Genomic DNA, 24,694 nt, shown 5'->3' on the forward strand with positions numbered 1-24,694 from the left:
CTTACTCGGCTGCTGCCATGACCTCGCGCGCGCCGTCGACATCGCGCGACGGCGACGCGCCATAGAGACGGCTATATTCACGGCTGAATTGCGATGGGCTCTGATAGCCGACGCGGTGGCCGGCAGTGCCGGCATCGAGCCGTTCCACCAGCATCAGCCGGCGCGCCTCGTGCAGGCGAAGCTGCTTCTGATACTGCATCGGGGTCATCGCCGTCACCGACTTGAAGTGATGGTGAAACGACGACGCGCTCATGCTGACATGCTCGGCCAACTCCTCGATGCGCAGCGGCCGGGCGAAATTCTCCTTCAGCCAGGCAACGGCGCGTGCAATCCGGTTGCTCTGGCTGTCCGCCGTCGCGATATTGATCAGCCGTTCGCCATCGGGGCCGGTCAGTATCCGGTAAAGTATTTCCTGCTCGATCAGCGGCGCCATGGCTGGAATTTCGCCTGGACGATCGAGCAAGCGCAGCAGGCGCACGGCAGCATCCAGAAGCTCCGGCGGCGCGACGTTGACCGTCATGCCGCGCTGCCCGTCGGTATGGGCGGCCGGGCGCGGAATGTCGATGCGGCTCAAGAGCTCCAGCAGCTTTTCGGAATCGATTGCGAGCCCGAGACAGAGGTGCGGCACCTCGGGGCTGGCCTCGGCGATGCGCCAGGCAACCGGCAGATCGAGCGAGGTCAGCAGATAGTCCCCGGTTCCGTAGCTGATGAACTCATCGCCAAGGCGCAGGCTCTTGGCGCCCTGCAGCACAAAGGCAAAGCACGGCTTGTAGCTGCTGTGCAGCGGATCGCTGGGATTGGAGCGGCGGCTGATGTGAAGATTGCCGATCGATGTACGAAACTCACCGTCACCAGGCGCAAACCGCATCGCGATATCGACGATTTCCCGATAGGGGCTGAAGGGCAATGTCATGCGGCAACTCTTTCTGTCTCAGGCCTGCGATCTGATCCCAATTTAAGACTGCTTTTCCATTTCGCAAACAAGTGGCCGGCTCACTTTTGCAGGATCGTGCAAAAAGCTGAGAGTATCGCTCTAACGCTGCTGCAAGGTTCCGCGCAATAGTTCAGCCACCCCTTTCACCCCACCCTCCCAAATCGGAAAGGAAGGCACCCATGCCTATTGCCAGAGGTTACGCCGCGACTGACGCTTCCAAGCCGCTGACCCCTTTTACTTTCGAACGCCGCGATCCTAACGAGGATGATGTCGTCATCGACATCAAGTTTGCCGGCATCTGCCATTCGGACATCCACACTGTCCGCAACGAATGGAAGAACGCCGTCTACCCGATCGTTCCGGGCCATGAGATTGCCGGCATCGTCAGGGCTGTCGGTTCCAAAGTGACGAAGTTCAAGGTCGGCGACCGCGTCGGCGTCGGCTGCTTCGTCGATTCCTGCGTCGGCTGCGCCACCCGCGACGTCGACCGCGAACAGTACATGCCGGGCCTCGTCGGCACCTACAACGAGTTCGAAGCCGACGGCAAGACCCGCACCCAGGGCGGCTATTCCGACTCGATCGTCGTCAAGGAAGGCTATGTCATGTCCATCCCGGACAACCTTCCGCTCGATGCATCCGCACCGCTGCTTTGCGCCGGCATCACGCTCTATTCGCCGCTGCGCCACTGGAACGCCGGCCCCGGCAAGAAGGTCGCGATCGTCGGCATGGGCGGCCTCGGCCATATGGGCGTCAAGCTCGGTGCGGCCATGGGTGCCGATATCACCGTGCTCTCCCAGACGCTGTCCAAGAAGGAAGACGGCCTGAAGCTCGGCGCCAAGGAATATTACGCCACCAACGATCCGGAAACCTTCACCAAGCTCCGCGGCGCCTTCGACCTCGTCATCTGCACTGTCAGCGCCGAGATCGACTGGAACGCCTATCTCGGTCTCGTCAAGGTTGACGGCGCCTTCGTCGTGGTCGGCGTTCCCGAAAATGCGATCCCGGTCCACGCCTTCTCGCTGGTCCCCGGCCGCAAGAGCATTTCCGGCTCGATGATCGGCTCGATCAAGGAAACCCAGGAAATGCTCGACTTCTGCGGTAAGCACAACATCGTTTCCGAGATCGAGAAGATCAACATCCAGCAGGTCAACGAAGCCTACGAGCGCGTGCTGAAGAGCGATGTGCGCTACCGCTTCGTCATCGACATCGCCTCGCTGGCAGCCTGATGAAACAAAAAGGGCGGCTCTCGAGCCGCCCTTTTCATGTCCGGATCCTGCACTGATGGCGACAGCATCGTCAGAGCAACTGCCCGACAGGCTCTGCCCGTGGAACTGGGTGCGGCGGCATGAGCGAATGCCCGATCATCCGCTCCCGAACGCGAGATTCTCCCCGTTCCCCCACGCATTCTCGCTTAGGCTGCAGCGACGAGAAGATCACAACCAGCCCTTCCCAAAGACCGAACTCCCCAAGTCTATCCAGCGCGCGCAATAAGTAACTGCTTGGATAAATGTTCTATTTACGACTCATTATGTCGCTCAGGCATATTTCGGCATATCAAAGCCAATGTATGTTCGCGATGCCTCATAAAGCATTCAGTAATGGGCGGATATAATTGAAGTATCCGTAGTAGCATCCGGCTGCGGACATACGTCGGGCCGTCGATTTCGCATATCTGCAACTTCAGAAGACCGATGCTCAAAACGACGATCTAGACCTCCGTCGTACCTTTACTTTCTCGCATTGCCTGTGGGGACACTGCCGCAGCACTCCCTACGACGGCCAGCCTGCCTGACAGTAGCTGCGCGTCCTGCCTTGTCGCAACTTGATGGAAAAGGGGACTTCATCATGAATATCTCGAAAAGCACCGGTGGAATAATGCTTGTCGTGGCCATGCTGGCCGCGACTGCAGGGCCGGGCCATGCCGATGTTGCAAAGATCGGCATCCTCTCCTGCGACGTCTCGAAGGGCGTCGGAGAGATACTGAGCCGCAAGCAGTCACTCAATTGTCAGTTCAAGCCCGATGGTGGACAGCCCGAAAACTACAACGGCAGCATCGATGAATATGGCATCGAGCTTGGCAAGGTGGATCAGGGCCATCTGATCTGGGGTGTCGCATCCGCAATGCGCGGCGTCCCGAAAGGCGCGCTTGCCGGCAAGTATGTGGGCGTCGGCGCAGGTGCATCCGTGGGCGTCGGTGTCGGGGCCAATGCGCTCGTCGGCGGCAACGATCAGTCTTTCTCTCTGCAGCCGCTTTCCGTTGACGGCGAAACCGGCATCAACATCGCAACCGGCGTGCTCCGGGTGACACTGACCGCCTCCGAATAGACAACCCAACCGCAGCGAAAGGAAATGACATGCCTAAACTCATTCTCGCACGCCGAAATCTCCTTGCCGGAATGGGCGTCGCCCTGGCTGCCGGACCGGCGGCAACGCTCGCGGCCTCACCTGCCATGGCTAACCAGGGCAATATGGACGCGGCGATGCGTGCCCTCGAAAACGCCCTCGCTGCCTTGCGTCGCGCCACTCCCAACAAGGGCGGGCACAAGGAGCGGGCCGTCGGCCTCATCGAGCAGGCCATGGCCGAAGTGCAGGCAGGCATCGCCTATGCCGCCGAGCATGGTGGCGGCTAGGCGGCTACCGCATCGACCAGTGGCAATCAGCATCCCCAAAAGGAAGGTATCGATGACACGCACATCAACGATCGAACTGTTGCTTGCAGCTACTCTAGCGTTGCTCGGCGGCAGCGCTCTCGCTCAGGACGCAGTCCCGAAGCCGCATGTTCCGCTCGAGAAGACTGTCGGCCAGGTCAGTCGCCAGGGACCGGTCGCATCGCTGATCGTCGTCAATTCGGATGGCGCAAAGCTTGAAGGAGACAAGCTGACCCTGACGGGCGTCTCCGCAAACGCCATCATCTTCGCAGACCGGCCCGTCCGGGCAGCCGGCCATCTGGCAACGGACGAACTCGTCAAGCAATGGGGGACCGGACCTGACAACTTCGATGCGGATCCACCCAATGCCACCGTCTCCGTCCTCGGCGGTGGCTCAAACATTGCCGATGCTGTCGTCACGCTGAAATCGCCCAAGCTCGAGGGCACGACGCTGACTTTCGACGTTTCAGTGCTGGAAGGGAGCCTTGCCGGCGCCTCCGGGCCTGCCGCCGTCTTCATCGATCATTGGCGCGGCTGGAACAATGCCGGCTGGTATGGCTTGGGCCTTGCGACAGGCGCCGCCTTTGGCCTGGCGGCCCGCCCGGGCTATGCAGCGCCCTACTATCCCCCTCCGTACTATCCGCCGGTCGAAGCCAACCCCTGCCCTCCCGGCTACTGGCTCGGCCCGTGGGGACATTGCCGCGACACGCCCTATCACGGCCGCCTGCCCAACGGCAGCTGGCAATAAGCCGGGATGAATGGGCGGGATAGAATTCCCGCCCTCGAGACACGTACAGCCATGCCCCTACAGCCGCGCAATTTCCGGATAGCCCGGTAACATCCGTATCCAGCCGGAGTGGACGTAATTTCGTCAGCGCGGCTGTCGCGACCGGGTGCGCCTTTTGCTAGCCGTCGTCGCGCATCGTCTCGCGCTGGGTGATCAGCCGGGCGCTGTGCTGGCCGCTCATATAGATCCAGAACCAGTTCCAGGCGACGCTGAAACGCGAGCGGGTGCCGATCAGGAAGTAAATATGGGCAAGACCCCAGATCCACCAGGCAAGCCAGCCCTTGAGCTTGAAAGGGCCGAAATCGATGATCGCCGCACTCTTGCCGATCGTTGCCAGGCTCCCCTGATGGAAATATTTGAATGGCGCAGGCGCGGGTTTGCCGGACATGCGGGCGCGGATCACCTTCGCGACATAACCGCCCTGCTGCTTGGCAGCCGGCGCAATACCCGGCACCGGCTTGCCATTCTCCTGGGTGACGGAGGCCGTGTCACCGATCACGAAGACATCCCGCAGGCCCGGTGCCGTCAGATCCTTTTCGACGACGGTGCGCCCTGCCCGGTCGGCCTGCACGCCAAGCCAGAGCGCCGCATGCGAGGCCTGCACGCCCGCCGCCCACACGATGGTCCGGCTCGGAATGAAGGCCTCACCCATGGTTACGCCATCGGCCGTGCACTGTGTCACCGGCGTTCCCGTCAGAACCTCGACACCGAGTTTTTCGAGCGCCTTCCGCGCATAGGCCGAGAGATCCTCGGCAAAGGCAGGCAGCACGCGCGGTCCTGCCTCGATCAGCACGACACGGGTCTTGCGCGTATCGATATTGCGGAATTCCTTGGGCAGTGTGAAATGCGCGAGCTCCGCAATAATGCCGGCAAGCTCGACACCAGTCGGGCCCGCGCCGACGATGGAAAAGGTCAGGAGCGCATCGCGCACCGCAGGATCGCTTTCCACTTCCGCCCGCTCGAAGGCAAGCAGCACGCGGCGGCGGATCGTCGTCGCATCTTCCAGCGTCTTCAGGCCGGGTGCGACCGGTTCCCATTCATCATGGCCGAAATAGGCATGCGTGGCGCCGGTCGCCAGCACCAGCGTGTCGTAGTTCAGCACCATGCCGCTGCGCAGCGTAACGGTCTTTGCCTGTGCATCGACGCCATTGACCTCGCCGAGCAGCGTCGTCACCTCGGGCCGGTCGGCATAGAGGTGGCGGATCGGCCAGGCGATCTCGGAAGTGGACAGGATCGTGGTTGCCACCTGATAGAGAAGCGGCTGAAAGAGATGATGGTTGCGCCGATCGATCAGCGTGATCTTCACGCCCGCCCCCTTCAACCCGTTGACGAGCTGCAGCCCGCCGAAACCGCCGCCGACAACGACGACATGATGTTCGCTCATGACCCTACCCTTTCGTCATTTCGCTGCAGCAAATGTCGCCTTTCACAGGAAGGATTCAACCGCCGTTTCAGCATGCCTGCCCACGACTTCAGGCATAGGAGACAGGTATCGAGGTGCCGCTCTTCATCAGTTCCATGGAGATCGAGGCAGAGACATCGAAAAGCTCGATGCGGCGTACGATGCGCTTGTAGATGACGTCGTAGTGCTCGACGCGCGGCAGCACGATCTTGAGGATGTAATCGTAGTTGCCGGTCAGCCGGTGCGCCTCGACGATCTCGGGGATATCGCTGATCGCCCGCCGGAAACTCTCGGTCCACTCGTCGGAATGATGTGCGGTCTTCACAAGCGCGAAGACGGTCGTCGGCACGCCCATCTTCTCCCGATCGAGCACGACGATGCGCCGCGCGATATGGCCGGTCTCTTCCAGCCGCTGGATGCGCCGCGAACAGGCCGAAACCGAAAGCGCCACCTGTTCGGCAAGCTCGGTCACGGAGATGCCTGCATTCTCTTGCAGGATATCGAGAATCCGCCTGTCGCGATCGTCGATCATGAAAAGTCCACGCTGAAATTTTGCAGAGAAATCGAAAATGGTGCAAAAGTATAGCACAGAACGATGCAAAAGAACAAACAACGCAAACACATCGCGCCCGATCTGCAGCATCATCAGGACATCAGAAAACACTCCAGGGAGCGAGCATCCATGAAATCAATCGGCCTCATCGGCGGCATGAGCTTCGAAAGTTCGGCAGTTTACTATCGTCTCATCAACGAAATGGTGCGTGAGCGCCTGGGCGGCCTAGCCTCTGCCGAACTGACCATGCATTCGGTGAATTTCGAAGAGATCGTTGCCCTGCAGAAGGCCGGCGCCTGGGACAAGGCCGCCTCGCGCCTCGGCGATGTTGCGTTGCGCCTGCAGATTGCCGGTGCCGATTGCGTGCTGATCTGCACCAACACCATGCATCTGATCGCGCCCGAGGTTGCGACACACATCTCCGTGCCGCTGATCCACATCATCGACGAGACCGCGAAGACTATCCACGCAGCAGGCTGCAAGCGCCCGCTGCTGCTCGCCACGCGCTACACGATGGAGCACGGCTTCTATACCGAGCGCATGAAGAGCCTCGGCCTCGACATCGTCGTGCCTGATGCCGCCGACCGCACCACCGTCCATGACATCATCTTCAACGAGCTCTGCGCCGGCAAGGTGCTCGACAGCTCGCGGGAAAAACTGATGGCCGTGATCGAACGCGCCCACGCCAAGGGCGCCGATGGCATCATCCTCGGCTGCACCGAGATCTGCCTGATCCTCGATCCCGATCATCTGCCCCTGCCCGGCTTCGACACGACGACGATCCACGCCCGCGCCGCTGTCGATTTCGCGTTCGAGGGAGAACTCCCAAACGAAGAAGAAGACGCGGCCTGAGCCATCAATTTAGTTGACTCAGTCAAATAAAAGCAGCAGGGTTTCGATAGAACGCCGTGCGTCCATTCTGACGCACGGTGTTCTATCTCTTTGAATCTGCGCATCAGGCTTACCGAAAATCGAAGCGGATTTTCGGGCCGATGCTGTAGGAGACCCTGCCATGACCGATATTGCCCTCATCGAGTCCGCCCGCGAATTCAATCGCTTCTATACGAACTTCCTCGGCCTTCTGAACAAGGCCTATCTCGATACCCCCTTCACGCTGACCGATGCGCGCGTGCTCTTCGAGATCGGCGCCCATGATGGCGTCAATGCCGGCGTCCTCGCCCGCGACCTGCAGCTCGATCCCGCCTATCTCAGCCGCATCCTCAAGCGCTTTCGCGAAGAACACTTCATTGAGGCAACGCCCGATCCGGCCGATCAGCGCAGCCAGATTCTCACTGTCACCGCCAGGGGACGCGCCCAGTTCGAAGAGCTTGGCAGCCGCTCCAACGCCCAGATCGCCGCCCGCTTCAATACGCTCGCCGATGGCGAGCCGCAGGCCGCCATTGCCGCCATGCGAACGATCCGCGCGATCCTCGATCCTCAGGCAAAACCGGCAGCCCCCGTCATCCGCCCGCATCGCGCCGGCGATATCGGCTGGATCGTCCAGAGCCAGGGACGTTTCTATGCCGAGGAATACGGCTGGGACCTGCGCTTCGAGGGGCTGGTCGCCGACGTCGCCGGCAAGTTCCTCGCCAGTTTCGATCCCGAGATGGAATATTGCTGGATCGCCGAGCGCGGCGGCATCAATCTCGGCTCGGTGCTGATCACCAATGGTGGCGATGGCGTTGCCAAGCTCCGCCTGCTCTATGTCGACAAGGCCGCCCGCGGTCTCGGCCTTGGCAGGCAACTCGTCGACGAGTGCATCGCCTTCTCCCGCCGCAAGGGATACCGGCAGATTTCGCTCTGGACCAACGACTTCCTCCACACCGCCCGTGCCATCTATCAGAAGGCCGGCTTCCGGCTTGTCTCCGAAGAGAGACATCGCATGTTCGGCCCGGAAGCGAACGGCCAGACCTGGGTGCTCGACCTCTGATTTTGCTGCCTGGCAGAAATTTTACTTGATTTGGAAACGGTCATTCCCTAATTAGGCGCCATGACCGTTGACACACTCACACCTGACCCGAAAACCCGCAGCCGCGGCCGCCCGCGCGAATTCGACATGGACTCGGCACTCGATGCGGCTTTGCGCGTGTTCTCCGAGCGCGGCTACCATGCCGCCTCCATCAGCGAATTGACCGAAGCCATGGGCCTTGCCTCCGGCAGCGTCTACAAGGCTTTCAAGGATAAGCGCGGCATCTTTCTTGCCGCCTTCAGACGCTATCGCCAGCTCGGCCGCGGCCGGCTGGAGGCGAAGATCGCATCCGTAAAGACGGGCCGCGAAAAGGTCTTCCAGATGGTCCTGTATTACGCCGAGCTTTCCCACGGCGAAGCGGGCCTCAAGGGCTGCCTCGTCGTCGGTGGCGCAAACGACATTTCGCTGCTCGATGAGGAAGCCGCGGAACATGTGGCCGCCGCCTTTTCCGCTGATGAAAAGCTGATGGCCGATCTCATCCGCATCGGCCAGGCCGATGGTACGATCCCGTCAACCGTGGATGCCGACACCACCGCCCTCACATTTCTCTGCCTGACCAAGGGCTTTCGCGTCATCGGGAGGACGGGACGCGGCGAGAAAGAGATGATGGCTGCGGCCGAGGCCGCAATGCGTCTCGTAACTTGATGAGAGAAATACCGTCATCCGGTCAGGGATCGGGTGGCGGCAAACGATAAAATTGCATTCAATCCTCCCAATCATTGCCTCTTGGAGTTTCTGATGAGCGTTTCAGCCACCACTCAGGATGCGGCCTTGCCTCGTGCCCTATCCCCTTGGCTAACCTTCCTTTTTGCAGCCTCCTGCGGCTTCGTCGCCGCCAACCTCTATTACGGCCAGCCACTGGCAGGCCTGATCAGCGCCGATCTCGGTTTCTCGCCTGCCGCAACTGGCCTCATCGTCACGCTCACGCAGATAGGCTACGGTCTCGGCCTTCTCCTCCTGGTGCCGCTTGCCGACCTCTTCGAAAATCGTCGTCTCATCCTGACGCTGACTGTCGGCTCCGCACTTGCCCTCGTCGGCGCGGCCTTCTCCTCCACGCCCGGCATGTTCCTGACGGCCTCGCTCTGTATCGGTCTCGCCTCGGTCGCAGCGCAGGTCCTCGTCCCCTTCGCCGCCAGCATGGCGCCGGACGCGACGCGCGGCCAGGTCGTCGGCAATGTCATGAGCGGCCTGCTCTGCGGCATCATGCTCGCCCGCCCCTTCGCGAGCCTCGTTGCCCAAGCCTCGTCCTGGCATATGGTCTATTACGTCACTGCAGCGGTCATGATCGCCCTCGGCATCGTGCTGCGCGCCAACCTGCCGGTCCGCGTCCCCCACACCAAGCTGCGGTACGGTGAACTGCTGGCCTCCATGGGCCATCTGGCGGTGAACTCGCGCGTGCTGCAGCGCCGCGCCCTCTATCAGGCCGGCATGTTCGGCGCCTTCAGCCTGTTCTGGACGACTGCGCCGCTGCTGCTCGCCAGCCCCGCCTTCGGCATCTCGCAGAGCGGCATCGCCCTCTTTGCGCTTGCCGGTGCCGCCGGCGCCATTGCCTCGCCGATTGCCGGCCGACTGGCCGATCGCGGCATGACGAAGGTCGCATCCACGCTCGCCATGCTGCTCGGCATGGGCTCCTTCCTCATCAGCCACTTCGCCACCGATGGCTCGCTGATGGCGCTCATCCTGCTGACGGCTGCTGCGATCCTCCTGGATTTCGGCGTGACCACCAATCTCGTCTGCGGCCAGCGCGCCATCTACGGGCTGAGCCCGGAACATCGTGGCCGCTTGAACGGCCTCTTCATGGCGACCTTCTTCACCGGCGGCGCCATCGGTTCGGCGCTCGGCGGCTGGGCCTATGCAACGGGTGGCTGGACGATGGCGGCCTGGATCGGCTTCTGCTTTCCGGCAGTCGCCTTCCTGTTCTTCCTGACGGAAGGCCGCGAGAAGTAATCATTTCAGGATCAGGCGGCTTGTCCGCCTGATCCCCTACAGCAATTCCAGCAAAAGTGTGCAGCGGTTTTGCGTCCGGAATTGCGCTCTACACAGCATCGGCGTCGAAGCGAAGCCGGGCAGCCCGAACTCCGTCATGGTTCGCTTCGGCCCAGTTCAGAAGCTGCGACAGCGCTGTATAGAGCGAGCGGCCCAAATCGGTCATCCGGTATTCCACGCTCGGCGGCTTCGTCGGAAAAACCTCCCGCTCGATATAGCCGTCGCGCTGCAGGTCACGCAGCGACTGGGTGAGCATGCGCTGGGAAATATCCGGGATCATCCGGCGCAACTCGCCGAAGCGATAGGGCTGCTTGGCCAGCGCCTCCAGAAGCAGGGTCGACCATTTGCCGCCGATCTGCTGCAACACATCCCGCACCGGACAATTGGTGAAATCCAGGCTGGCAAGATCGATCTCGCGCCGCGCGCCGCCCTGCCCGTCCGCAGGTCCTGCCGATTGGCGCGTTCTATCCTTCAGGCTAACGATGGTTCCTGCCATGAGCTGGTTCCCTTTTGGTAACGAACTCCCCAAAAACTGCCTCCTTTACAGCATCAGGTCAATTCCTATTCTAGTGTTACTCTCTTTTTGAGACCACCTGTTCAACCACTGTAGAGGATATCATGAGCGAAACCATTCTCGTCACCGGCGCAGCAGGCCAGCTCGGCCAGCGTGTCGTCCATCACCTGATCGAAAGCTACAAGGTCGCTCCGGCGAACATCATCGCCGCGACCCGCAGCCCGGAAAAGCTCGCCGGTCTCGCTGCCAAGGGTGTCGTCACCCGCAAGGCGGATTTCGATGATGCCGCCGGCCTCGAAGCCGCCTTTGCCGGCGTCGACCGCCTGCTGATCATCAGCACTGACGCGCTCGACACACCCGGCAAGCGCCTGATCCAGCATAAGGCCGCCGTCGCCGCCGCCGTCAGGGCCAAGGTAAAGCACATCACCTACACCTCGATGCCGGCCCCCGATAATTCGCTCGTCACCTTCGCGCCCGACCACCTCGGCACCGAAAATGCCATCAAGGAAAGCGGCATCCCCTACACGATCGTGCGCGACGCCTGGTATCACGACAACTACATGCACAGCATGCCGCACAATCTGCAGGCCGGAAAATGGTTCACCTCGGCGGGTGACGGCAAGATCTCGACCATCTCGCGTGACGACTGCGCACTCGCCATTGCCTCGGTTCTTGCAGCCGGCATCTCGGCAAGCGCCATCTACACGCTGACCGGCAAGCAGTCGTTGACATCAAAGGAAATCGCCGCCATCGCCACCGAGGCCACCGGCAAGCCGCTGGACGTCGTCACCGTGACCGACGAGCAGCTCGGCCAGGGCCTCCGCGGCGCCGGCCTGCCGGGCTTCGTTGCCGACATGCTCGTCTCTGCCGACGCCAATATCCGAGCTGGCAAGTTCGACATCGTCACCGATGACTTCACCAGGCTGACGGGCAAGGAACCGCAGTCGCTGAAGGACTACTTCATCGCCAACAAGGCCGCTCTCATCGCCTGAGCCGGCCCGCAGCATCGGCCCGAAGATCGGAATCGATTTTCGTAAGAGCGGCCTTTGTGCGTCCGAATGGACGCGCGCCGCTCGAATGCCCGCCCTTTCATCCACAGAGGGCGGGCCTTTCTTGTCAGATTTTCTGGCCGCATGCCCGGCAGAAGCGGCGCACCGTTTCCGCCATGCCATATTCCAGCGCATCGGCCGTCAGCCCGTGGCCGATCGAAACCTCGGCGAGATCGGGAATGCGCTTCACCAGCGCTGGCAGGTTGTCCACCGTCAGGTCATGGCCGCCATTGACAGCAAGGCCGAGGGCAAGCGCCGCATCCGCCGTCTTGCCGAGCCCTTCGAGGATCGGCCCCGCCCTTTCAGGCGCATCGTAGCAGCCGCCATAGGGGCCGGTGTAAAGCTCGATCCGGTCAGCACCCGTCGCTTTCGCGGCTTTCACAGCCTCCGCGTCGCCATCGCCATCGGCAAAAAGCGAAACGCGGAATCCCATCTTCTTCAGCCGTCCCACGACATCGGTCAGGAAAGCCTGATGCTTGCGGAAATCCCAGCCGTGATCGGAGGTCGCCTGCGAAGGATCGTCAGGCACGAGCGTCACCTGCTCGGGCTGGGCCGTGGCGCAGAGCTCCAGGAATTCCTCCGTCGGATAGCCCTCGATATTGAATTCGGCGTCCGGAAACTCGTCGTCGATAAGGTTGCGAATGACCGGAAGGTCGGAAAAGCGGATATGCCGCTGGTCCGGCCGCGGATGCACGGTCAGGCCCGAAGCGCCGGCCTGTAACGCGATGCGCCCGAGCCCTTCCACGCTTGGCCAGGGCAGGTCGCGCCGGTTGCGCAGCATGGCGATTGCATTGAGGTTCACGGAGAGTTTGGCGGGCATGGCGATATCCGTCTGGGGTGGGGACTGGCCCTGCTTTTAAGCCAAGGCGGCAGCGAAGGCCAATCAGATTCGCGTATGCATTCATGCCTGGCCTTGATGGCCACGCCTCCCATGACGACCGGCATCATCAGCGTACCGGAAACAGTAATTTCCGTTCCCTTCGAAGATCATTCGTGAATGGCGGAAAACACTGTGGTTCCTCTATACCACACACCGGAGCAAGAGGTGGACCGGGATGCCCTGACATTGCTATCCCATTTAAAAACGGTTATTTTTAGCACTTACAAAAGAAACCGTCCGCGCATAAAGTGGGCGCTGCGTAAACGAGTCAAGTACGCCGAGTACTGCTTCTTCCAACGATAAGAACGCTAGAGGAAACCCCACTCGCCGCGCTCCGGAAGCAACTGGCAAAGCCGCATGAGGTGCAACTACCTGCCCCAGGAGGGTTCATGCCAGACGGTTCCAAACGTTTGTTTGCTGCCGCCGGTATTGCTTCGGAGGCCCGGTCGAAATACCGGTTCCTGCCTTCGGCTGCTTTGCCGCCGGATATTCCACAAGGTCCCGTTGCCATCGCCGATATGGCGAACGCTTTCGGCGTCACGCACAGGACATTGCATTTCTACGAAGAGAAGGGCCTGATTTCCGCAAACCGCATCGGCCTGATGCGCGTTTACGATCAGGATGACGTCATGCGCATGGCGGTCATCACCGTTTGCCGCGAAACCGGCATGCCGATCGCGGTCATCCAGGAGCTGATGGAGGTCCTGCGCAGCGCAGTCTCACAGGAAGAGGCCGAGTCGATCTTCCGCGAGGCCCTTTCCCAGCGCAAGCGCGAGCTGACGGCCGAGATGTCGACCTTGCACCGGCAGTTGCAGCAAGTCAGCGATCTTCTCGAATATGACAGCAGTCTCGACTTGCCGCCGATCAACGACAACAGGGATCCGGCAAGCCTGACCGATCAGGAGCGCCAGTGCCTGGAGCTGATGTCAGAGGGCTATTCGACGCAGCGCATTGCCCGCGCCCTCGACCTCAAGCATGAGGAAGCGCGCGGACTGGAAGCCAACATCATTCTGAAATTCCATGCCAACAACCGCTTCCAGGCCATCGCCAAGGCGGTTCTCCTCGGCATCGTTCAGGCTTGATTCTCCCCACACCGGCTGCGGCCGCCACCGCATCCCGCACGACCGTGATCGCGAAACTTTAGGGAACGCCAAGTTTAGCGGACAATTGTCAGTGTTTCTGCTGCACGTGTAATCGCGGTGTAAAGCCAGCGCTCGCGCGTATCGCGGAAAGCCCAGCTTTCGTCGAACAGCACGACATTGTTCCACTGCGAACCCTGTGCCTTGTGCACCGTCAGCGCATAGCCGTAATCGAACTCGTCATAGCGCTTGCGTGTGTTCCAGGGAATCTCGCCTTCCACATTCTCGAAGGCCTGTTTCAGGAGCTTGATCTTGGCAGCCCCCCGATCCATGTCGTCATCTTCGGGGCGCACCAGCAGATTGATGCCCGGCTTGGTCGTTTCCTTGGATGAGGTCATGACCTGCCAGAGCGAGCCGTTGAGCAGGCCCTTTGCCGGGTCGTTGCGCAGGCAGACCAGCTTGTCGCCGGTCTGTGGATGTTCGGTCGTAAAACCCTTGAGTTCGCGCAGGCGCTGGTTATAGCGCCGCCGCGTCTTGTTTGTGCCGACAAGCACCTGATCGGCATCCATCACCAGCGGCTGCGTCACCTCGTTCTTCGAGATCACCTGCGCCTTGCCGTAGTCGCCATACATGATCTCGTTGCCCTCACGCACCTGCATGGCGAGCTTGATGATCGGATTGTCGCGCGCCTGCCGGTGGATGTCCGTCAACAGATAATCCGGTTCCTGGTTTGTGAAGAAGCCGCCACCCGTGACCGGCGGCAGCTGGCCGGGATCACCGAGCACCAGGATCGGCGTGCCGAAGCTCATCAGGTCCTTGCCGAGCGCCTCGTCCACCATCGAGCATTCGTCGACGATGATCAGGGCAGCCTTGGCAACCGGGCTCTGGCGGTTGATGGAAAACATCGGCGCGATCGAAGTCTTGCCGGTTTCCTCGTCCTCCACCTCTTCCTCGCCGCGCGGCCGATAGATCAGCGAGTGGATGGTCTTGGCATTTGACGCCCCGCGCGAGCGCAGTACCTGTGCGGCCTTGCCGGTGAATGCAGCAAACAGCACATCGCCATCCACATGCTCGGCAAAATGCTTGGCAAGCGTCGTCTTGCCCGTTCCGGCATAGCCGAACAGACGGAAGAGCGGCGACCTTCCCTCCTTCAGCCAGTTCGAAACGGCCTTCAGGGCTTCATCCTGTTGCGGGGCGAATTGCATGGAAGCGACTTGGCAGGATTCGCCTCGCATAGGCAAGGCGGAATTTTCCCTGAGGCGAGCTAGCTCTTCACCGCCTCGTTGATGACCCGCTCGCGCAGCAGGCCGACGAGATAGAGCGATCCCGTCAGGATTACCCAGGCGCCGGAGCTGGCTGCCCGTTCGAGCGCCTTTTCATAGGCAGTCTGCGGATCCTCGATCACGTCGCTCGCGAGACCGATCTGACCGGCAAGCCTCTGCAATTCGGCAGGAGAACGGAAACGATCGGAGACCGAGGTGAAGATCGGCGAGACACCATGGCGGCCCATCACCTCGAGAAGCCCCGCTGCATCCTTGTCGGCCGCGATCGCCACGACAGCAATGCCAGATCCGGCAAATCCTTCCATGCCGGAGAGATCGTCGAGCACCGCTTCGAGATTGAACGGCACATGTGCCCCGTCGAGCGCAACGGCAACATTGCTGGCCGCGGCACGGCCCGGGACAGGCACGGTAAATCGCTCCAGCCGCCCCGGCAGCTGCGATTCCCGCTCGGCCTCGGCATCAACAAGCCATCCGCCGACCGCTTTGCCCTCGCGCGCCCTGACGCCGAGTTCACCGAGCACATCGAGCGCGGCACCCGCGACTGCGGCATTGCGCCGGGCAATCGTTGACGCTTGCGAAAGATCCGGCCGGATCAGACGCGCATCGATCTCGGCCGCCCGCCTGGCTATCACCGCCCCCGCCTCGTCATCCGCTTCAAGCGGTGTCACGACAGTCGTATGCGGCTTGATGATGCCGGCCTTTTCGAAGGCAATCGCCGCCCGCGTCTTGCCCAAAATCTCCGTATGTTCGAGGCCGATATTGGTGACGATCGAAACATCGCTGTCGACGATATTGGTCGAATCCAGCCGGCCGCCGAGCCCTGTCTCGACAACGGCCCATTGAACGCCCGCATCGCGAAAAATCAGGAAACCCGCCGCTGTCAGTATGTCGAACCATGTTGCAGCCTCGGCTGCCGTCCCTTCCGTCCTTGCTTGCCTGAGCGCATCAAGGCCCAGGAACAGCGCCCCGGCGAGCACGGCCTCCTCGACCGGCTGGCCGTTGACGCTGACGCGCTCGGAAATATGCTCCACATGGGGCGAGGCATAGCGCCCGACGGAAATGCCGGCATGGCGTAGCCCGGCTTCCAGCAGCGCGCAAGTCGAGCTTTTGCCCTTGGTGCCCGCCACGTGGATCGAGCGGAAGGCGCGGTGCGGATTGCCGAGACGCGCCGAGAGATCGAGGATCGGTTCAAGCCCGACGCGCATTTCGCCGCGCGGGCGTTGTTCCCAATTGGTGAGCTGATCAAGTTGCGAAAGGGCTTCGATAAGGCGGGGATTCTGGTTCTGCATGGGGCATGGCACAGGTTACAGGAGTTACTATCTTGGTGCCCAGGCGAGCGGCAGCGTCAGCCTGCGCTTCCCGATGGTTCTCCATCTGTCTCGCCAGTCACGCAGGCAAACCGACACTAGAACCTTTCCATCGCCCTGCCTAGCCTCGCTAGCGTCATCGGCATCGCCCGCCGCGACGCCGCCCGCGGCAACTGCCAGTTAACGCTGGCGAATTTTAGCCCTTGCCGAGATTTTCAATTGGGCCATCTCTATCCCCTGTCTTTGACAGAGACGGAGATCCGAGTGGGGCAGACGATCCGAATTCCAGTCAACGAACCGCAGCGACTGCTTGCCGTGCGCTCGCTGAGCGCCATCAGCAGCAGCCCGACGCCGGAGCTTGCAGCACTTGCCGAGCTCGCCAAGAATGCATTCGCAATGCCCTATGCCGCCGTCAACATCGTCGATGAGGACTGGCTGCGCATTGCCGGCGAAGCGGGCATGCAGCTTTCCGAATGCCCGCGCGACCTTTCCTTCTGCACCCGCGTCGTCTTCGCCAACGACATGGTCGTCGTTCCCGATTTGGAACAGGATGCGGAACTCAGCACCGCACCCTACGTGACAGGCCCGCCGCATTTCCGTTTTTATGCCGGTGCACCTCTGGAACTTGAAAGCGACCTGGCAATCGGCGCGTTCTGCATCCTCGATCAGAAGCCGCGGCTCTTCACCGAACAGGAGGCCGCCAATCTTCGCCGTTTCGCCCGTGTGGCCAGCGCGCTTCTGCGGCTGCAGAAGGCGAATTTCGTCATGGGCCTTGCCGAAAACAGCCTGCGCACCGCCGCCATGACCGATCCGCTGACAGGCTTCCTCAACCGATCGGCGCTCGATGCCATCGTCGACCGGGCGCTGGAAGCAGCCCTTGCCTCCGGCCAGACCTTCGGCGCCCTCTATCTCGACATGGACGGCTTCAAGTCGATCAACGATACGCTCGGTCATCATATCGGCGATGAAGTGCTGCGCGAAGCGGCAAGCCGCATTCGCTCGGTCATCCGCTCCGGCGATATCGTCATCCGCATGGGCGGCGACGAATTCGCGATCTTCGTTCCGAACCCGCCGAACACCGAAGCGCTTGTTGCCGTCTCCGAACGTCTTCTCGCGACCTTCCGCAGCCCCTTTACCATCGAAGGAAACATCATCCGCGCCCGCCTGAGCATCGGTGCGGCACTTGCTCCGCTGGGCGGCCGCCGCCGCGCCGAATTGCTGCGTAACGTCGATAACGCCCTCTATCGCGCCAAGGCGGCCGGACGGGACTGCCATGTTGTTTTCAATCCGAACTGACGTTTGAAAAACAGACGGGAATAAAACCAAGCCCTGACGTGTCTCATGTCCGGTATCGCAAAAATGCGTGCCTAACCCGAGGAGAGAGACCATGAAGTCCGTGAAATTCCTGTCCGTGCTTGCAGTCGTCGCTGCCACCGCCACTGCAGCCTTCGCCGCCCCCGCCGTCACCGAGGTCGAAACGGCCAAGGGCAAGGTCCTCGCCGGCGAAAAGGGCATGACGCTCTACACCTACAAGAAGGACGAAAAGGGCGTCTCGAATTGCTACGACAAGTGCGCAACCAACTGGCCGCCTTTCCTCGCTGCTAGCGATGCCAAGGCCGATGGTGCATACTCGCTCGTCGAGCGCAAGGATGGAAAGAAGCAGTGGGCCAAGGACGGCATGCCGCTCTATTACTGGGTGAAGGACACGAAGTCCGGCGATATCACCGGCGATGGCGTCGGCGGTTCCTGGGATGTCGCAAAGCCCTGATGAGGCCAGCGTGAAGACGCCCCCACCCGATACGTTCGAGGGCCAGATCCTGGCCCTCCTCCCCTCGCTCCGCCGCTATTCCCGCAGCCTCACCCGCTCGGATGCCGAAGGCGAGGATCTGCTTCAGGATTGCGTGGAAAAGGTCCTGGCCCGGCGCGGCCAGTGGCGCGGCATCAACATGCGCGGCTGGGTCCTGACGATTATGACCAACCTTTACCGCAACGCCCGCCGCGCAAGCCCCCGCGACCGGCTGGTCGAACTCGATGCCGCCGAGGATATCGCCAATTCCGATACTCAGGCCGATCCGCTGGAGCGCCTGCGGCTGGAACAGGCTCTCGACAGCCTGTCGGAGGACTACCGCTCCGTACTGATGCTCGTGGTCATCGAGGGCTACAGCTACAGCGAAGTCGCCGCCATGCTGGAGATCCCGATCGGCACCGTCATGTCGCGCCTGTCGCGCGCACGCCAGCGCATGAGCGAACATATGAAAGCCGACAACGTGATTACGCTTCGGAGACCGAAATGAACGAAACCAATCGAGCCGTGACCGAAGCGGACCTGCACGCCTACGCCGACGGGCAATTGCCGGAGGCTGCCCGCGCCCGCGTGGAAGCCTACCTCGCGGAAAACCCGGAGGAGGCGGCCATGGTCGCCGGTTGGCAGACGCAGAATGCCGGCATCAAGTCGCTGTTTGCAGGTTATGAGAAGAGCCGCGATGCCGATCTCCGGATGGTGACATCGGTAGTTCAGCCAACCTCTCCCTGGAAGATACGCTCGGCATTCGCCGCAGCCGCCGTGATCCTCTTTGCGCTTGGCGCCGTCAGCGACCGCTTCATCCCGCCGCTCTTTGAGCGCCCACCGCTGCAGCTTGCCGAATCCGAGACCCTGCCGAAGCAGGCCGAAACCGCCTTCCTTGTCTATGCGAGCGAAGTGCGCCACCCGGTCGAAGTCTTCGCCAATGAGGAAGCCCATCTGGCGACCTGGCTCGGCAAGCGTCTGGCGATCCCCGATCTCAAGGTTCCGGACCTGAAATCCCTCGGCTTCCACCTTGTCGGTGGTCGCCTGCTACCGGTCGACGACAGGCCGGGCGCCATGTTCATGTACGAGGATCAGGGCGGCGAGCGCCTGACGGTCATCGTCGGCCGCAATAAGGAAAACAGGACGACGAGCTTCCGCTTCGCCTCGGCCAAGGATGTGGAAACCTTCTACTGGATCGACGGCGAACTCGGCTATGCGGTGACGGGCGAAATCTCCCGCGACATGCTGCGCAAGGTGGCAGAGGAATGTTATAGGCAGTTCCCATCCTGAGCTGGGAACTGCATCTGAAACTCAGCGCAGCGGATCGTTCGCAAGCTCGATCGGCTTGCCGTGCGGCGTTGCTTCCGCTGCCCTTTGCCAGCTCTTCTGCAGGTCGAGGATCACGGCGGCATCCGCAACGCCACGGCTGACGAGCAGTTCAGAAAGAGCAGCCACCCAGCAGTCGAAATAGTCGCTGCCGTCTTCGGCGCGGCCGGGTTTGTGCAACTCCTTCGACAGGGTCTCAGCCCATTCGTTCCAGGCAAACAGCCCCTTCTCATGCAGATGCACGGTCATGGCAAAGGCCTCCGCAGCCCAGGGCTCCGGGAAAACCGGATCGCCTTCCGGTGACTTCGGCAGGCTGGGCGATTGGGCCAGTTGAGACGGCACCTCACACACGCTCAAGATAGCTCTCCCACGCATCGATCGAGACCGTCAGCGACGGGTCTGCCCCCTCGCCCCAGATCTCGCCACCATCGAAGACCACGGTATAGAGCCATTGCGGGTTCTCGCCCTTGCCATGCGCATTGTCATCAGGGAAAACGAAGGAGCCCTGCACCGCCTCGATGGTGCCGGTCTTGGCGCGGGCATAACGCGGCAGCCGGGTATGGGTGGCCGGATTGAAATTCTTGGTCTTTACAGTTTCGCCGACGACGAAGAGCGGCGCCGCCTCGACAGGCCGGTCGCAAGGCCCGCCCTTGCCGAGCACGCCGGCGACCATGTCGGCCTTCAGCACTCGCTTCGGCACCGAGCCATCCTGCAGCTTCGAGCCGGACAGCAATTCTTCGCGGTTCGCAAAGCCATGGCGCTCCAGAAGCATGTCGATGCCGCGGATCCAGATCTCGTAATAGCTTGCCGCAAGATAATCGGCCGGCGGAATGCTTTCGCGCGCATGCCGGCTCTCGTCGATCGTCCAGGCACCGAACGCGCCACAGGAGAGCGTGATGCCGAGCGCCCGCTTCTCCCATTCGGCATGGAAATAGGGTTCGTTGACTTCCGGCGCGACGGGGCCAAAGCCCATCTGGCCACCGAGATCGTGTGGGCCGTTCATCGGGCCACTTCCCGGTTGCCGGCGCCCGAAATTTTCGGGCTTCCCGCAATTGCAGTGCCGATCATCGCATCGCGGCTGACGAGATCGGCAAGCGCCTCCTCATCCATGCCCTCCGTTCCCTCGGGCCGCTCGGGGATGACGAGATAACGCAGCTCCGCCGTCGAATCCCAGACGCGAACCTTCTTGCTCTCAGGCAGCGTCACCCCGAATTCAGCCAGCACGCCGCGTGGATCGATGACGGCACGCGAGCGATAGGCGGGAGCCTTGTACCAAACCGGCGGCAGGCCGAGCACCGACCACGGATAGCAGGAGCAAAGCGTGCAGACGACGAGGTTATGCGTGTCAGCCGTATTGAAGACGGCGCGCATGTGCTCGCCCTGCCGACCAGTATAACCGAGGCTCGCAATCGCAGCCGTCGCGTCCCGCTTCAGCCATTCGGCAAAGTCGGGATTGCTCCAGGCTTTCGCAACAACACGCGCACCATTGCGCGGCCCGACCTTTGTCTCATAGGTTTCGACAATCGCATCGATCGCCGCCGGATCGATCAGCCCCTTCTCCGTCAGCAGCGATTCCAGCGCTTTTACACGCGCCTGCATGTCCGAATAATGGTTGTCGTGGTGATGATCATGGTGATCGTGGTCATGATCTGCGTGGTCGTCTCTGTGCCGCATGGCGCTCTCCAGGCTAGAGCGCTCGATCTTATGCGGCGATCGGAGGACCGCCAAGCGCATTTCTCGTCAAGAAGTGTCCCAAATGAATGCCGTCGGCGATGACTGAAGATGGAGCTAATTAAGCAACTCCTTATTTTTCGCCGTGATCCTAACCAAACGTTAACGGCTTCATCTCAACATCGCACACATGAAACTTCCGACATTCGGCCGCAGCACCAGATCACCCGCGCCTCCGTCCGCGCCTCCGCGAGACGAGATGGAGAGCCTTGCCGATAGCTCGGCCTCTGTCGATCCGCGCCGGCAGGAGACCGAAGATACTGTTCAGAGCCCAGGACTGGTTGCACGCGCCCTGCTGGATCATGTCATTCAGGAGATGGCAACGGACGGCCATGTTCAGCCGATCGATCTGTTTGGAGCCCTGGGATCGATTGGCGGTTTTTCGTGCGTCCTCACCGCCTTTGATATTGCTTCCGCAGGAGATCTCAGCGACGACGCTGATCTCATCGCCATGGAAGCCGAAGACGGCTCCCGCTATTATACCGGCAACCTGCCCAACGCCTTCCTTCTGGAAAGCCACGATTCCCTGCTCAACCTGACGTATGGCGCGGCGAGAAGGTCCGGAGCCCTGATCTCGCAAGAGATGGCGATGGAAACGCTTCGTTACGTGGTCTCAACAATCGGACATCCGCAGTTCGGAATACCGCGATTGACGGATGAGAACCGTCCAGCCGAGACGCCCGTTGCCTACGTTCGCCGCCTGTGGCCGAAGTTGGCCGATGCCCTCGATCGAAATCGCGTACCCCTCAGCAGGCGACCTTTCGCGATCGGCCTGGCGCTGGAACTTGCCTTCTTCCACGTCAGGCCGCCGCTTGACCCGTCTCTGGCGGCCCGGATCGTCACCGAATGCGCTATTCCCATGGCGAGACTCGATCCCCGCCTTATCGCTTGAGCTATCCGGCATGAAAGGCAGACAATTTCTTGCAGGCGTTATACCGCCCGCCCCTGCCCGACATGCCGTTTTTGGGTAGTCTCCCATCATGAACATCCTGATTCTCGGTGCCACAGGCTTCATCGGCTCGGCAATCGCAGCGCGGCTGCTTGCGGAGGGCTGCACCGTGACCGGGCTAGCCCGCAATCCCGACCGGGCGCGGGTTCGCCAGCCCGCTATCCGCTGGATCAGGGCCGACCTGGAGAAGATGACCAATGTGGCCGACTGGGCCTCCGTGCTGGAGGGCCAGGACGTGGTCGTCAACAGTGCCGGCGCCCTCCAGGACGGTCTTTCTGACAATCTCGCGGCCACCCAGCAACGCGCAATGATCGCGCTCCAGCAAGCGGCGCGACCGGCCGGCGTGACGCTCATCGTCCAGATATCCGCCCGAACGGATGGCGCCGGCAGCGACTTGCCCTTCCTCGCCACCAAGCGCGCTGCCGATATCGCGCTTGCGGCATCCGGCCTGCCTTATGTCATCCTTCGCCCGTCCCTCGTGCTCGGCCGCAATGCCCATGGCGGCACCGCACTTCTGCGCGCACTCGCATCCTTCCCGTTTGCCCTGCCGCTCATCCATGCCGACAGCCCGGTTGAAACGGTCGCTGCTGAAGATGTCGCCTCTGCAGTCTCGGCTGCGATTTCAGGCACGCTTCCCTCCGGCAGCGACATCGAACTGGCTGCTACCGAACGGCACACGCTGACAAGCCTCGTCAAACTGCATCGTTCCTGGCTTGGCCTGCCGGATGCGCCTGTTATCTCTATCCCGCCGGCACTCGCACGGCCCGTCTCATGGCTTGCCGATCTCGCCGGCCATCTCGGCTGGCGCTCGCCGCTGCGCTCCACCGGCATGACCGTCATGTCCGAGGGCGTCAGGATGGACCGCCCCGCCCGGCAGGGTCTGCCGACGCTTTCGGCCGCAGAGACGCTTGCCGCGAACCCCTCCGGCGTTCAGGATCTGTGGTTTGCCCGCCTCTATCTCCTGAAGGCGCCCATCATTGCCGGCCTGTCGCTCTTCTGGCTGCTATCGGGCCTCATCCCGCTTCTGGCACCTGAACAGGCAAGCGCCCATTTCCTGCCCTTCATGCCAGCCGATGCGGCCATGGCGATGACAATCATCACCTGCCTGATCGATATCGCGCTCGGCGCCGCAGTCCTCGTGCGCCCCTTCGCCCGCCGCGCCCTTGCCGGCATGCTCATCGTCTCGCTTGCCTATCTCGTCGGCGGCACCATTCTGGAGCCGGCGCTCTGGCTCGATCCGCTCGGGCCGCTGGTCAAGGTGCTGCCGTCGCTGCTGCTGACGCTTGCGGCACTCGCCATCCTGGATGAACGCTGATGCTCGCGGAACTGCTGCTTCTTGCCCATGTGGTGGGTGCCGCCGTGCTCTTCGGCACCGGCGCCGGCATCGCCTTCTTCATGGTGATGGCCCATCGCACCCGTGATCCCGGGCTTATCGCACATGTCGCCGGCACTGTGGTCGTTGCCGACACGATCTTTACCGCCTCCGCCGCCATTCTGCAGCCGGTGACAGGCTATCTTCTCGCCCGCATCATCGGCTGGGACCTGACGGAAAGCTGGATTGCGCTCTCGCTGTTGCTTTATGTCGTGACCGGCATGTTCTGGCTGCCGGTCGTCTGGATCCAGATCCGGCTGCGCAATCTGGCGCGGGCCGCAGCGGCTTCGGGCGCCGCCCTGCCATCGGCCTATTTCAGCCTTTACCGCGTCTGGTTCGCTTTCGGCTTCCCGGCTTTCTTCGCGGTAACAGGCATTCTCTGGCTGATGCTCACGAAGCCGACGCTATTTTAGCATCGGCCAGAGGCTGAGAACGAGCAGCAATGCCATGGTGATATTGAACCATTTCAGCCGCACCGGATCGGACAACCACTCCCGAAGCGCCGAGCCGAAGCCAGCCCAGGTGGACACGGAAGGCACGTTGACCGCCGCAAAGGCGAGGCCGACGAGCAGGACGCTGATCATATAGAGCTCAGGATTGGTATAGGTCGCCATGGCCGTGACCGCCATCACCCAGGCCTTCGGATTGACCCACTGAAAGGCCGCGGCACCAAGGAAGGACATCGGCTTCACGCCGCTCGTGCCCTCGCCCAGCGAGCGCGACGTTCCGATCTTCCAGGCGATCCAGACGAGATAGGCGCCGCCTGCGAACTTCAGCGCGGTATAGACCGCCGGCACCATATGCAGCAGCGCTCCGAGCCCAAGGCCGACGCCAAGAAGCAGCGACAGGAAACCTGCCCCGATGCCGAACATGTGCGGGATGGTGCGACGGAAACCGAAATTCACGCCCGAGGCAAACAGCATCATATTGTTCGGCCCCGGCGTGATTGACGTCGTGAAGGCAAAGAGCAACAGAGCCAGAAACGTATCCAGCGGCATGAAACCTCCCGGAAAGCATGTGTCGATGATGTGGCCGACTTATTGGATTTAGGTCAGCATAACTGCCCTAAACCCCTGTCACCATAACATGATTGTCACGGTGACAGGATTACCTGATAGTCTGCCGGAGAGACGCAAAGG

28 protein-coding genes and 1 riboswitch are annotated in these 24,694 nt (G+C 61.7%); of the genes, 17 read left to right on the forward strand and 11 right to left on the reverse strand.

Annotated elements, in window-relative coordinates:
• Position 1: 1 nt before the first annotated feature.
• A complete protein-coding gene (locus tag FHX06_RS02260; RefSeq protein ID WP_183877929.1) occupies positions 2 to 913 on the reverse strand; it encodes an AraC family transcriptional regulator in 912 nt (303 codons plus the stop codon).
• A gap of 200 nt (positions 914 to 1,113) precedes the next feature.
• Between FHX06_RS02260 and FHX06_RS02265 the strand changes: the two genes are divergently transcribed.
• The 4 genes from FHX06_RS02265 to FHX06_RS02280 all read left to right on the forward strand — a co-directional run bounded on the left by FHX06_RS02265 (position 1,114) and on the right by FHX06_RS02280 (position 4,330).
• Positions 1,114 to 2,160: an NAD(P)-dependent alcohol dehydrogenase gene (locus tag FHX06_RS02265; RefSeq protein WP_183877931.1), complete on the forward strand. Its 1,047-nt coding sequence runs from the start codon at positions 1,114 to 1,116 to the stop codon at positions 2,158 to 2,160.
• Positions 2,161 to 2,779: 619 nt separating this feature from the next.
• Positions 2,780 to 3,259, forward strand: coding sequence for a DUF992 domain-containing protein (locus tag FHX06_RS02270; RefSeq protein WP_183877933.1), 480 nt, complete (start codon positions 2,780 to 2,782; stop codon positions 3,257 to 3,259).
• Between the two features lie 29 nt (positions 3,260 to 3,288).
• Positions 3,289 to 3,564 carry a hypothetical protein gene (locus FHX06_RS02275; protein ID WP_183877935.1) on the forward strand — a complete coding sequence of 92 codons (276 nt, stop codon included), beginning with the start codon at positions 3,289 to 3,291 and terminating at the stop codon, positions 3,562 to 3,564.
• Between the two features lie 52 nt (positions 3,565 to 3,616).
• On the forward strand, positions 3,617 to 4,330 hold the full coding sequence (locus tag FHX06_RS02280; protein WP_246715467.1) for a hypothetical protein: 714 nt from the start codon (positions 3,617 to 3,619) through the stop codon (positions 4,328 to 4,330).
• A 157-nt stretch (positions 4,331 to 4,487) separates the two neighbouring features.
• Here FHX06_RS02280 and FHX06_RS02285 read toward each other — a convergent pair whose 3' ends face one another.
• Positions 4,488 to 5,753 (reverse strand): NAD(P)/FAD-dependent oxidoreductase, encoded by a 1,266-nt coding sequence (locus FHX06_RS02285; RefSeq protein WP_183877937.1) that lies wholly within the window; start codon positions 5,751 to 5,753, stop codon positions 4,488 to 4,490.
• Positions 5,754 to 5,841: 88 nt separating this feature from the next.
• A complete protein-coding gene (locus FHX06_RS02290) occupies positions 5,842 to 6,303 on the reverse strand; it encodes an Lrp/AsnC family transcriptional regulator (RefSeq protein WP_029616542.1) in 462 nt (153 codons plus the stop codon).
• Between the two features lie 150 nt (positions 6,304 to 6,453).
• On the opposite strand from FHX06_RS02290, the gene FHX06_RS02295 reads away from it, so the two are divergent.
• The 4 genes from FHX06_RS02295 (at position 6,454) to FHX06_RS02310 (ending at position 10,240) form a co-directional block, all read left to right on the forward strand.
• A complete protein-coding gene (locus FHX06_RS02295; RefSeq protein WP_183877939.1) occupies positions 6,454 to 7,176 on the forward strand; it encodes an aspartate/glutamate racemase family protein in 723 nt (240 codons plus the stop codon).
• A gap of 160 nt (positions 7,177 to 7,336) precedes the next feature.
• Positions 7,337 to 8,254: a bifunctional helix-turn-helix transcriptional regulator/GNAT family N-acetyltransferase gene (locus tag FHX06_RS02300; RefSeq protein ID WP_183877941.1), complete on the forward strand. Its 918-nt coding sequence runs from the start codon at positions 7,337 to 7,339 to the stop codon at positions 8,252 to 8,254.
• 60 nt (positions 8,255 to 8,314) lie between these two features.
• Positions 8,315 to 8,938: a TetR/AcrR family transcriptional regulator gene (locus tag FHX06_RS02305; protein ID WP_183877942.1), complete on the forward strand. Its 624-nt coding sequence runs from the start codon at positions 8,315 to 8,317 to the stop codon at positions 8,936 to 8,938.
• A gap of 93 nt (positions 8,939 to 9,031) precedes the next feature.
• A complete protein-coding gene (locus FHX06_RS02310; protein ID WP_018115639.1) occupies positions 9,032 to 10,240 on the forward strand; it encodes an MFS transporter in 1,209 nt (402 codons plus the stop codon).
• A gap of 88 nt (positions 10,241 to 10,328) precedes the next feature.
• Here FHX06_RS02310 and FHX06_RS02315 read toward each other — a convergent pair whose 3' ends face one another.
• On the reverse strand, positions 10,329 to 10,775 hold the full coding sequence (locus FHX06_RS02315) for a winged helix-turn-helix transcriptional regulator (RefSeq protein WP_112969306.1): 447 nt from the start codon (positions 10,773 to 10,775) through the stop codon (positions 10,329 to 10,331).
• Between the two features lie 122 nt (positions 10,776 to 10,897).
• On the opposite strand from FHX06_RS02315, the gene FHX06_RS02320 reads away from it, so the two are divergent.
• Positions 10,898 to 11,785 (forward strand): SDR family oxidoreductase, encoded by an 888-nt coding sequence (locus tag FHX06_RS02320; protein WP_183877944.1) that lies wholly within the window; start codon positions 10,898 to 10,900, stop codon positions 11,783 to 11,785.
• 124 nt (positions 11,786 to 11,909) lie between these two features.
• On the opposite strand, the gene FHX06_RS02325 is transcribed toward FHX06_RS02320, so the two are convergent.
• Positions 11,910 to 12,662 carry a pyridoxine 5'-phosphate synthase gene (locus FHX06_RS02325; protein WP_183877946.1) on the reverse strand — a complete coding sequence of 251 codons (753 nt, stop codon included), beginning with the start codon at positions 12,660 to 12,662 and terminating at the stop codon, positions 11,910 to 11,912.
• 449 nt (positions 12,663 to 13,111) lie between these two features.
• Between FHX06_RS02325 and FHX06_RS02330 the strand changes: the two genes are divergently transcribed.
• Complete coding sequence (locus FHX06_RS02330; protein ID WP_018115643.1) at positions 13,112 to 13,804, forward strand: MerR family transcriptional regulator; 693 nt, start codon at positions 13,112 to 13,114, stop codon at positions 13,802 to 13,804.
• A gap of 74 nt (positions 13,805 to 13,878) precedes the next feature.
• Here the strand turns inward: FHX06_RS02330 and FHX06_RS02335 are convergent, their stop codons facing one another.
• Together FHX06_RS02335 and FHX06_RS02340 are read right to left on the reverse strand one after the other, a co-directional pair.
• A complete protein-coding gene (locus FHX06_RS02335; RefSeq protein ID WP_007817773.1) occupies positions 13,879 to 15,006 on the reverse strand; it encodes an ATP-dependent RecD-like DNA helicase in 1,128 nt (375 codons plus the stop codon).
• 59 nt (positions 15,007 to 15,065) lie between these two features.
• The gene (locus FHX06_RS02340; protein WP_183877948.1) at positions 15,066 to 16,373 is read right to left on the reverse strand and encodes a bifunctional folylpolyglutamate synthase/dihydrofolate synthase; all 1,308 of its coding nucleotides are present in this window, start codon (positions 16,371 to 16,373) and stop codon (positions 15,066 to 15,068) included.
• A 30-nt stretch (positions 16,374 to 16,403) separates the two neighbouring features.
• Positions 16,404 to 16,484: riboswitch (ZMP/ZTP riboswitch) on the reverse strand.
• A gap of 171 nt (positions 16,485 to 16,655) precedes the next feature.
• Between FHX06_RS02340 and FHX06_RS02345 the strand changes: the two genes are divergently transcribed.
• The 4 genes from FHX06_RS02345 (at position 16,656) to FHX06_RS02360 (ending at position 19,467) form a co-directional block, all read left to right on the forward strand.
• On the forward strand, positions 16,656 to 17,687 hold the full coding sequence (locus tag FHX06_RS02345; RefSeq protein WP_112546775.1) for a sensor domain-containing diguanylate cyclase: 1,032 nt from the start codon (positions 16,656 to 16,658) through the stop codon (positions 17,685 to 17,687).
• Between the two features lie 91 nt (positions 17,688 to 17,778).
• Positions 17,779 to 18,159, forward strand: a complete 381-nt coding sequence (locus FHX06_RS02350; RefSeq protein ID WP_112546774.1) for a hypothetical protein — start codon at positions 17,779 to 17,781, stop codon at positions 18,157 to 18,159.
• 10 nt (positions 18,160 to 18,169) lie between these two features.
• The gene (locus tag FHX06_RS02355) at positions 18,170 to 18,685 is read left to right on the forward strand and encodes an RNA polymerase sigma factor (RefSeq protein WP_183877950.1); all 516 of its coding nucleotides are present in this window, start codon (positions 18,170 to 18,172) and stop codon (positions 18,683 to 18,685) included.
• Positions 18,682 to 19,467, forward strand: a complete 786-nt coding sequence (locus FHX06_RS02360) for an anti-sigma factor family protein (RefSeq protein ID WP_183877951.1) — start codon at positions 18,682 to 18,684, stop codon at positions 19,465 to 19,467. Before FHX06_RS02355 ends, FHX06_RS02360 begins: the two co-directional genes overlap by 4 nt.
• A gap of 21 nt (positions 19,468 to 19,488) precedes the next feature.
• Here FHX06_RS02360 and FHX06_RS02365 read toward each other — a convergent pair whose 3' ends face one another.
• The 3 genes from FHX06_RS02365 to nthA are packed head-to-tail and all read right to left on the reverse strand — an operon-like array spanning position 19,489 to position 21,177.
• Positions 19,489 to 19,860 carry a nitrile hydratase accessory protein gene (locus tag FHX06_RS02365; protein WP_112969300.1) on the reverse strand — a complete coding sequence of 124 codons (372 nt, stop codon included), beginning with the start codon at positions 19,858 to 19,860 and terminating at the stop codon, positions 19,489 to 19,491.
• A complete protein-coding gene (gene nthB, locus FHX06_RS02370; RefSeq protein ID WP_183877953.1) occupies positions 19,847 to 20,506 on the reverse strand; it encodes a nitrile hydratase subunit beta in 660 nt (219 codons plus the stop codon). Before nthB ends, FHX06_RS02365 begins: the two co-directional genes overlap by 14 nt.
• Positions 20,503 to 21,177: a nitrile hydratase subunit alpha gene (nthA, locus tag FHX06_RS02375; protein ID WP_183877955.1), complete on the reverse strand. Its 675-nt coding sequence runs from the start codon at positions 21,175 to 21,177 to the stop codon at positions 20,503 to 20,505. Before nthA ends, nthB begins: the two co-directional genes overlap by 4 nt.
• Positions 21,178 to 21,433: 256 nt before the next feature.
• On the opposite strand from nthA, the gene FHX06_RS02380 reads away from it, so the two are divergent.
• The 3 genes from FHX06_RS02380 (at position 21,434) to FHX06_RS02390 (ending at position 23,968) form a co-directional block, all read left to right on the forward strand.
• On the forward strand, positions 21,434 to 22,126 hold the full coding sequence (locus FHX06_RS02380) for a hypothetical protein (protein ID WP_112969297.1): 693 nt from the start codon (positions 21,434 to 21,436) through the stop codon (positions 22,124 to 22,126).
• A gap of 88 nt (positions 22,127 to 22,214) precedes the next feature.
• Positions 22,215 to 23,498 carry an SDR family oxidoreductase gene (locus FHX06_RS02385; RefSeq protein ID WP_183877956.1) on the forward strand — a complete coding sequence of 428 codons (1,284 nt, stop codon included), beginning with the start codon at positions 22,215 to 22,217 and terminating at the stop codon, positions 23,496 to 23,498.
• Positions 23,498 to 23,968: a DUF2269 family protein gene (locus tag FHX06_RS02390; RefSeq protein WP_183877958.1), complete on the forward strand. Its 471-nt coding sequence runs from the start codon at positions 23,498 to 23,500 to the stop codon at positions 23,966 to 23,968. The genes FHX06_RS02385 and FHX06_RS02390 overlap by 1 nt, the downstream gene beginning before the upstream one ends.
• Here FHX06_RS02390 and FHX06_RS02395 read toward each other — a convergent pair.
• Positions 23,960 to 24,553 (reverse strand): LysE family translocator, encoded by a 594-nt coding sequence (locus tag FHX06_RS02395; protein WP_018115656.1) that lies wholly within the window; start codon positions 24,551 to 24,553, stop codon positions 23,960 to 23,962. The two genes, FHX06_RS02390 and FHX06_RS02395, sit on opposite strands and share 9 nt — an antisense overlap.
• Positions 24,554 to 24,694 lie beyond the last annotated feature (141 nt).

This window comes from Rhizobium sp. BK512, from assembly GCF_014194915.1.
GTDB lineage: Bacteria > Pseudomonadota > Alphaproteobacteria > Rhizobiales > Rhizobiaceae > Rhizobium.